The sequence below is a fragment of the Sphingomonas sp. CFBP 13733 genome (assembly GCF_014841795.1).
In the GTDB taxonomy this organism is placed as follows: Bacteria; Pseudomonadota; Alphaproteobacteria; order Sphingomonadales; family Sphingomonadaceae; genus Sphingomonas; species Sphingomonas aerolata.
On the sequence record NZ_JACYUP010000021.1, the window covers coordinates 1 to 6157 of the forward strand.

General features: G+C 54.6%; 7 protein-coding genes. 6 read left to right on the forward strand and 1 reads right to left on the reverse strand.

Going from position 1 to position 6157, the window contains the following annotated elements; translation table 11 throughout:
* Nucleotides 1-60 precede the first annotated feature (60 nt).
* From IFT71_RS20955 to IFT71_RS20970, 4 genes are all read left to right on the forward strand, one after another.
* A complete protein-coding gene (locus IFT71_RS20955) occupies nucleotides 61-606 on the forward strand; it encodes a GAF domain-containing protein (RefSeq protein WP_342212709.1) in 546 nt (181 codons plus the stop codon).
* Complete coding sequence (locus IFT71_RS20960) at nucleotides 579-1493, forward strand: sensor histidine kinase (protein ID WP_342212710.1); 915 nt, start codon at nucleotides 579-581, stop codon at nucleotides 1491-1493. The genes IFT71_RS20955 and IFT71_RS20960 overlap by 28 nt, the downstream gene beginning before the upstream one ends.
* A 32-nt stretch (nucleotides 1494-1525) precedes the next feature.
* Nucleotides 1526-1792: a hypothetical protein gene (locus tag IFT71_RS20965; RefSeq protein ID WP_192143426.1), complete on the forward strand. Its 267-nt coding sequence runs from the start codon at nucleotides 1526-1528 to the stop codon at nucleotides 1790-1792.
* A gap of 305 nt (nucleotides 1793-2097) precedes the next feature.
* Complete coding sequence (locus tag IFT71_RS20970; protein WP_192143428.1) at nucleotides 2098-2583, forward strand: hypothetical protein; 486 nt, start codon at nucleotides 2098-2100, stop codon at nucleotides 2581-2583.
* 594 nt (nucleotides 2584-3177) lie between these two features.
* On the opposite strand, the gene IFT71_RS20975 is transcribed toward IFT71_RS20970, so the two are convergent.
* Nucleotides 3178-3834 (reverse strand): PAS domain-containing protein, encoded by a 657-nt coding sequence (locus IFT71_RS20975; RefSeq protein WP_192143430.1) that lies wholly within the window; start codon nucleotides 3832-3834, stop codon nucleotides 3178-3180.
* A 229-nt stretch (nucleotides 3835-4063) separates the two neighbouring features.
* Between IFT71_RS20975 and IFT71_RS20980 the strand changes: the two genes are divergently transcribed.
* Nucleotides 4064-5188: a sensor histidine kinase gene (locus IFT71_RS20980; protein ID WP_192143432.1), complete on the forward strand. Its 1125-nt coding sequence runs from the start codon at nucleotides 4064-4066 to the stop codon at nucleotides 5186-5188.
* Nucleotides 5181-5711, forward strand: a complete 531-nt coding sequence (locus tag IFT71_RS20985; RefSeq protein WP_192143434.1) for a hypothetical protein — start codon at nucleotides 5181-5183, stop codon at nucleotides 5709-5711. Before IFT71_RS20980 ends, IFT71_RS20985 begins: the two co-directional genes overlap by 8 nt.
* Nucleotides 5712-6157 lie beyond the last annotated feature (446 nt).

Sequence of the window (6157 nt, forward strand, 5' to 3'; positions counted from 1 at the left end):
GCTCATCCACGCTCTCCTCACGGAGCCTGAATCAGATCGCGCCTCTCACATCAATGGGTCCTGACCCTAGTCGCCGATGCCTTGCAAACCGATCTGGCGAAGGTGCTCGAGATAAGCGACGATCGACAGACAGCGCTTGTCCGGGCGGGAGTGGGATGGGCACCAGGCGTCGTTGGTCAGAAACGTCTTTCGCTTGATGATAAATCGTCTGAGACGTTTGCTATTGCTAGCGGGACGCCGATGGTGACGCCCGATATAGCTACCGAAACGCGCTTTGTTTTTGCAGATTTCATGCTTGAACATGGCGTCGTCGCGCTGGTGAACGTACCCATTTATCTTCCAGGTGGGGAGGCGTACGGTGTTCTTGAAGTGGACGCGACCAAGGCACGGGATTTCCCGCACGGCGACGTGCAGTTCCTGCGGACCTACGCCTGCACTCTTGGTCCGGTCATCGATCGGCTAAATCAGATAAACAAACTCGCCCGGAGCAACGAACGTTTCCGCCTAGTCGTCGAGAACGCGAAGGATTTCGCGATCCTGACGATATCGTCACCGACTGGTTCCCAGGGGCTGAGGCGATCTTTGGTTGGAGCGAGCATGAGATGATCGGGAGGTCAGCCTCGACGATTTTCACGCCGGAAGACAATGAGAGTGGCGCTACGGCCGGCGAGATTGCGATGGCCGCTGCGCAGGGCAAGGCACCGGATGTCCGCTGGCATGTGACCAAGGCGGGCAGGCGGGTTTACATGGACGGGCAGACCATTGCGCTGCGAACGCCTGACGGCATGCTGCAGGGCTTTTTAAAGATCGCCCAGAACCTGACCGATCGCAAACGGATGGAGGAGCGTCAGGTCGTCCTCTTGGCCGAACTGCAACATCGTGTCCGCAACGTCCTTGCGATGGTCGCAGCGGTCGTTCGGCGAAGCAGCCTCAATGTCTCCACAGGTGAGTTCCGCGATCACCTGAGCGGGCGGATTGCGGCCATGGCCCGCACGCAGGTCCTGCTGACACGCGGTGCCGGCATGGGTGTGGACATGTCTGATATGATTCGCGATGAACTGCTGATCCAGGCGGCCGACAGAGATCAGATCGTCTTATCTGGCCCCGCCCTCACGCTGGCACCAAAGGCCGCCGAAGTATTGACCCTGGCCATCCATGAGCTAGCGACCAATGCAAGCAAGTACGGCGCCCTCGTGACCAAAAACGGGTACGTTACCGTTCAATGGGATATTGATCGGCGGGTGGAGCAGGATTGGCTTATTCTATGCTGGGCAGAAACCGGGGTCGCCTTCGAAGACAATGTTTCGCGTGGTCGAGGCTTTGGTACGGAGCTGGTGACCCGGCGTGTACCGTATGAATTACGCGGTTCCGGGGAAATGAAGTTTGAACCGGACGGATTACGATGCCGCATCAGCTTCCCCCTCGTGCCGGGCGAAAGCTTTCTCCAGGAAGGCGTATCGCCAACGGCGTTGCGTGATGAGGGTCAGTCATGACAGCTATGGTTAGGTCGCTTACGGAGTGCACCGTGCTGGTGGTCGATGATGACTATTACCTTGCAGAATGTACTTGCGAAGCCCTGTGGGAGGCAGGAGCAACAGTATTGGGCCCCTACGGCTCCGAAGCGGACGTGTTGGTCTGCCTGAGTCATACCATCCCTGGCTATGCCGTCCTCGACCTCAATCTTGGATCTGGTCCCAGCTTCATCCTTGCGCGCGAGATGAAGGCGTTGGGTATCCCGACCATTCTGGTGACAGGTTATGACGAAAGCATCATCCCCCCCCGATATCGCTGATTTGCAGTGCCTGCAAAAACCGGTCACGGGGAACATGCTCATCGCCGCAGTGATTAGCCTCGTCGGTCAAGATCGCGGCGGCCGATCAACAGCGTTAACATGATCTAACGGTATATTCTAAAACAGGTAAAGTGCCATATTTTCGCAAAGACCGCCGATGGCGAATTCACCGAACTTGTATGACCCAGTCTCGTATATTTACGCATAAACGACTCGTCTGCCGCTTTATCTATAAATATATCTTTGGTTTTGCTAAATTGCTCTCGGATTTAATCGGGCCAATTAAACACTTGAGGAAAACTTAGTTGAAGAATGATGATTTAATCATTTTGATTGCCGAGTTAGCGGAGGCACTCTCAGGTGTGGCCGATGAGTTTAATGTCCGGGCTGCCAAGGCGGCGAGGACTATGCCGACGGCCAACGATTTAAGTGATGCTGCACTTGTTGAACGGGCGAGACTGCTACTCGACGAACGGCGTATCCGTCGCCGTTTCTTACCTGATGAGCTATTCCACGAACCAGCTTGGGATATGTTACTTGCGCTCTTCGTCGCGCGTGACGAGCGCCTGCCGATGAACGTCAAGACACTGGTTAGCTTATCCGATGCCCCAACTACGACATCGCAGCGATGGATCGAGCATCTTTATCAATCAAAGCTGATTAACCGTGTCACGGATACTGTCGACCGACGTCGACTAGATATTTCACTTAGTCAATTCGGTGATCAGGCAATGAAAGCCTATCTAAGGGCGCTGAAACTAAATTGCCTTGATTATTATGTTGGTGCTTAACATCTCAGATATATGGTATTTTCCGTTGCGCAACGCCTCAATAGGGCGGGGCTGGGTAGATATTACCAGAGAATGTGGTCGGTGATAACGCCCGCCATTACGAGGAGGCCCAGCGCCGCTCCTACGCAAATAAGGACTCCATAAACGGCGACAGCTCTCGTTCGACTACGATGGTCCGTCTTATAGCTCATGGCAGATAACTCTCAGCTTAAGTCTACCCTAAAGGCGAACATCGTACCAATGCCCGTCATTCTCCGCAAACGCCCGGAACCGGTCTTCCTGAAACCGATCCCCTTTGAGAAAGCTTAGAGGTCAGAGGGAGGAGCTCGTCGTCTAACTTCGCTCTGGCCGTGGACATGAACAAGCGGCCGGAGTCAGGGAGGTGAACCGATCCTCTAAGCGTCCCCTTCTGGGTCAAGTAGTCCATTGAGTTTATTCAAAAGCAAATAATAAAAATTGCCAGACTAAATGAGCTTGCTCAAATTTACATAAGGTATGCAATCAAACGAATTTGTCGAAGTGAAATACAGAATTAGCAAGGATTTTATTTTATAATTTGATACACGCGGTAATCTATCAATCATGGCTATCCATTTATATCTGAACAGCATTAGGAGGTTCATAGAAAGAAGAAAGCATTGACTCTATATTGTTCGTCCCCGCGCTCGTAAGTCGAATATCGATGGTGGTTTTTTGATATTCAATTACTCCTCGCTGCTGCATTACCCTTATCCACCGTTCGGTAACAGATGTCGGGATGTTGGCATGGGCGGCAGCGTCGGCCAGCCCGATATTCCGGCCTTCTGCCTCCGCCAAATAGATGCTGATCAGTAGCGAACCTATGGGATCAGTGCTCAGATCAGCCCCAAATAGCATGGCTCGGGTAGCATGAACCTGGCGCATACGCAGTGCAGCTTCCCAAAGCCTGGCTGGCGGCAAAGGGCGGCCATTTTCCTGCCAGAACAGCGTGCTTATCAAGCGGTCGGGGTTGGCGAAGCGGGTGACCAGTAAATTTGCTACTACTGAGCTCCCATCCGGCCGAAGGTAGCGCTTTTGCAATCGTACGGGGGCCGCACCGTCCTCTAGCACGGCTAGCATATCTGCGCTTCGATCCAAGTCCCGAGCATCGGTTACCTGGCGGTACGAAACGCCGATGACCTCGTCGGCGCGACGCTGAAGCAGATCAAGAAAACCTTGATCCGCGTGCAGGATGACTCCCTCGACCGACGAAACGCAATGACCTGCCGGCATCACCACCTAACCACGAGACTTGTATCGATCGACATATATCAGTTTAGTCTGCTTGCAAGGTACCTCGCACCGTCGAAGGATGGCTCGCCGATCGGTGAATGTCTTTGTGTGGATTGAAGGAGGCGTATCGGAAAAACCGACGCAGATAGCACGGCATTTTTGACCGGGAACGGGCCAACATAGCTATCTGGCCCCTGGCGGACTCCGACGCTTATACTTGGGATGTAAGATGGATGACGTGGCAACAATCGCTGATTTACGCAGTCGTCTGGCGGAGGCAGAGGCAGCGCTTCACCAAAGCGAGGCTCGGTTCGCGGCTACGCTCGAAAGCGTGCCTGCTGGCGTTGCTACGCTGGACATGAACGGGCGAATGGTAGCCTCCAATTCCGAGTACCAGCGTTTCTGTCCGACCGGCCTAATGCCATCCCAAGACCCGGGTCGCGTAGCGCAGTGGCAAGCGTGGGGCGAGGATGGGGGACCGTTGCGACCGGACGAGTTTCCCGGTGCGCGCGCCCGCCGCGGAGAATGTGTTACCCCTGGTCAAGAAATGCTGTTCACCGATGACGACCAGCAAGCCATCTGGGTTCGGGTTGCAGCGGTTCCGGTACGCGACGAGTTGGGTAACCTGACCGGGCAAGCAAGCGTTATCAGTGACATAGACGCGTTGAAGCGCACCGCGGAATCTTTGCGGGAAAGCGAACAACGCCAGGTCGTGATGGTTGCAGAGCTGCAACACAGGACGCGTAACCTTATCGCGGTCGTAAGTTCGATTGCCGCGCGGATGCTGGATGGTGCCTCGTCTCTTCAAGAATTTGAGCACGGCTTCAACGACCGCCTTTCAGCTCTATCCCGCGTCCAAAAGATGCTCTCGCATGCAACCTCAGGCCACCGAGTAAAGTTCCAAGACCTTCTGCGGGCGGAACTCGTTGCGCTTGGTGCCATTGGCCGGAAGAGCGGTGATAATCATCTAATATTGGCGGGTCCACCTGATGTCCCGCTACGCTCGCGCGCAGTTCAAAGCCTAGCTCTAGCTATCCATGAGCTTGGGACCAATGCAGTGAAATATGGTGCATTGGGGACCGGCGGAGGGTTGCTTACAATCACATGGCACGTGAAGGCGGAAAAAGATGGCGTTCTGTGGCTCCACGTCGACTGGCGCGAGAGCGGTGTTCGGATATCACAACCGATTACTGCACCATTTACCGGCGGTTATGGCCGTCAAATGATCGAAAAAGCCCTACCGTACCAACTTGGCGCCAAGACACATTATGCTTTCGTCGAAGACGGTGTGCACTGTACCATTGCGGTGCCGGTCGCATCTCGCCGGACAGTGGAGGAGGCGCAAGATGGCTGACATGCTCATGGAAGATCAGCGGGTACTCGTGATTGAGGACGAGTATGTCGTTGCCGAAGCGATCGAGCGCACTCTTACACGGGCGGGAGCTATCGTGCTTGGGCCGGTACCGTCTGTCGATCAGGCAATGGCTTTGCTTGATCGGGGAGGGCGTATCGACAGCGCTGTTCTCGACATCAACCTCGGCGAGCACAAAGTATACCCAGTAGTGGACCGCCTACTCGCTCGGGGCGTCCGCTGCGTCCTTGCAACAGGTAATGATATTGCCGATGTTCCATCAGACTACAGCGAGATTGCCCGATTAGAGAAACCTGTTAAGGCCTCATCGATAATCGACGCGCTCAAGAGAGTCGATGCTACCGCCGATGGTAAGGTCGCCAAGATTAATCAGTATACCTCGTTGCTGCAATTACGTGAACAGCTGATCGTTGAGATCGATGTAGCTGACGGCAGCCATGAACCGCTATTAGCGGCACGATTGTACCAGGCGGTCGACGCAATCGATCAGTTCCTGAAGGTATAATAGAGAACAACAATCGAGACGGGGTGGGCCTTCTCGTAATGGAACCTAGCACGGGAAAGGCTGGGAACAGCGATGAGTGAACTATCGCCGCTGCCAGCCGCTTTTCCAAAAACCGTTCCCAAACGTTTCTCGAAATGGCGTCATTTCGACAGAGTTAGGGGAATGCCAGGTAGGCTCTTCAGGCGACGCAAAACACACGATAGTCGCCAATCGAGGTCGGCGACGGCGTTTTGCAACGCTCGAGAGGCTACCGTCCGGAATCACCTGTTTGTCGGATAGTTGTTATTGCGACTGAGTTTTACATATCTGACCGCTGAATGGCAATAATGGAGAGAGAAGCGGCTGTCCGCTATTGAGGAGGTCGATAGCGTTCGCAGGCGTCGCCTGACGCTGACAACCGCGGTGGTGGCCGTCAGCTATCAGGCTACCAGTTCCCAGCCCTCTAA